We start from the raw sequence: 1,513 nt of genomic DNA, 5'->3' as shown, positions 1-1,513 counted from the left end.
CGGTAGCCGGAAGAGAGCTTCTCTGTGGACTTCTGCTTTTTGTCCGTTACGATATTCACTTGTCTTTGGGCGTTCATGGCCGCCATGTTGTGCGCAATGACCATATCGTATGCTTTCTTGGGGCTTTCAGATGGTGTACCTTTTGAAAATGGTGATGATTTGGCAAAATATGGGGCGGCTAAAGATTCCGAATGAGAAGCCGATATGAATACTGAATAGATTTTTCCTGTGCTAATGCAGGATTCTTTGTTGGCTTTTCTGTCCGGAATACAAAGCAGAAAGCCCGGAAACCCGACTTTCAAAAGGTACACTTTATGACAGTCCGGAGTTTCCTTTTTCTTCTATCCGGATTTCCCGCAGACGCCTGTAGAATGTGCTTTCCGACATATCGCAGGCAGCCAGCAGGTCTTTCAGGGGAAGGTCTCCCCGTTCCCATTTTGAAATCAGCTTCTTGAAATCGGTAGGCGGCTTTTTGACAGGCCGGCCGAAGCGGACGCCTTTGGCCTTTGCAGCTTTGATGCCCTGCGCCTGACGGACCTTGATATTCTGCCGCTCGGATTCCGCGACAAAGGAAAGGATCTGCAGGACCAGGTCTGCGATGAATGTTCCCATCAGATCTTTGCCCCGCCGGGTGTCGAGGAGTTCCATGTCGAGGACGCAGATATCGATGCCGATCTCCTTCGTGAGGATGCGCCACTGGTTCTGGATTTCTTCATAGTTTCTCCCCAGGCGGTCGATGCTGAGGACGTAGAGAAGGTCGCCTACGCGCAGCCTTTCGACCATCTTCTTATATTCCGGCCGGTTGAAGTCCTTGCCGGATTGCTTGTCCATATAGAGATTTTCTTCCGGAATGCCGAGATCTTTCATTGCTACAAGCTGCCGGTCCTCATTCTGATCCGTGGCTGAAACCCGGATATATCCGTATTTTTCCATGGCCTGTTTCCCCTTCTTTTTGCGTCAATGGTAAATGCTTGCGGGAGAGCGGGCAAGAAACAGGAAAACTTCTTTCGTCTACAAAATGTCTACAAAAAGCCGGGAAAAGCGGAAGAATGGGTGGAATAAAAAGACTTGGTATACAAGATGATGCGAACAGAACGTCACATGGACTCAATATATAGATGCCCTTGTAGAGATGGAATGATCCCGTAGTGGCTTGGAGGTTAAGTTAAAAAGTCCAGACTTTTCAAGGCCTGAGACCTGGTTACAAACACCGGGTTTCAGGCATTTTTTATGCTCTGATACCTTTTTGATACCTGTTAAGGAATTAACAAAAGGCCAAAAGAGGGCAAAAAGAATAATTCCACATTTTGCTTCCCGTGTTTTCTCATTTCACCTCTTTCAAAAAAGAATAATTTTTCCCTGGATTTTTAGTAATCCGGACTTTCGGGGCCCAAATGTATTTTGAAGATAAAAATAGCAGGAGGGTAAGAAGATGGCCGGAACCAGTGAAAATTTCATTACTGCGAAAGAGATCATGTCTGTATTGGATGTTTCTCAGACGAAGGCGTACTCG

At 46.7% G+C, this 1,513-nt stretch carries 2 protein-coding genes; both read right to left on the bottom strand.

Going from position 1 to position 1,513, the window contains the following annotated elements; translation table 11 throughout:
• A partial coding sequence (locus VZT47_RS10335) for a hypothetical protein (protein ID WP_330224878.1) occupies positions 1 to 302 on the bottom strand: 302 nt, incomplete at its 3' end.
• Between the two features lie 10 nt (positions 303 to 312).
• Complete coding sequence (locus tag VZT47_RS10330) at positions 313 to 933, bottom strand: recombinase family protein (RefSeq protein ID WP_330224877.1); 621 nt, start codon at positions 931 to 933, stop codon at positions 313 to 315.
• Positions 934 to 1,513 lie beyond the last annotated feature (580 nt).

Source organism: Dialister sp., from assembly GCF_036343215.1.
Taxonomy (GTDB): domain Bacteria; phylum Bacillota; class Negativicutes; order Veillonellales; family Dialisteraceae; genus Dialister.
This window is presented reverse-complemented; position numbering and strand designations above follow the sequence as displayed.

Coding starts and splice junctions, on each gene's coding strand:
- VZT47_RS10330 (WP_330224877.1), bottom strand. CDS start 933: ATGGAAAAATACGGATATATCCGGGTTTCAGCCACGGATCAGAATGAG.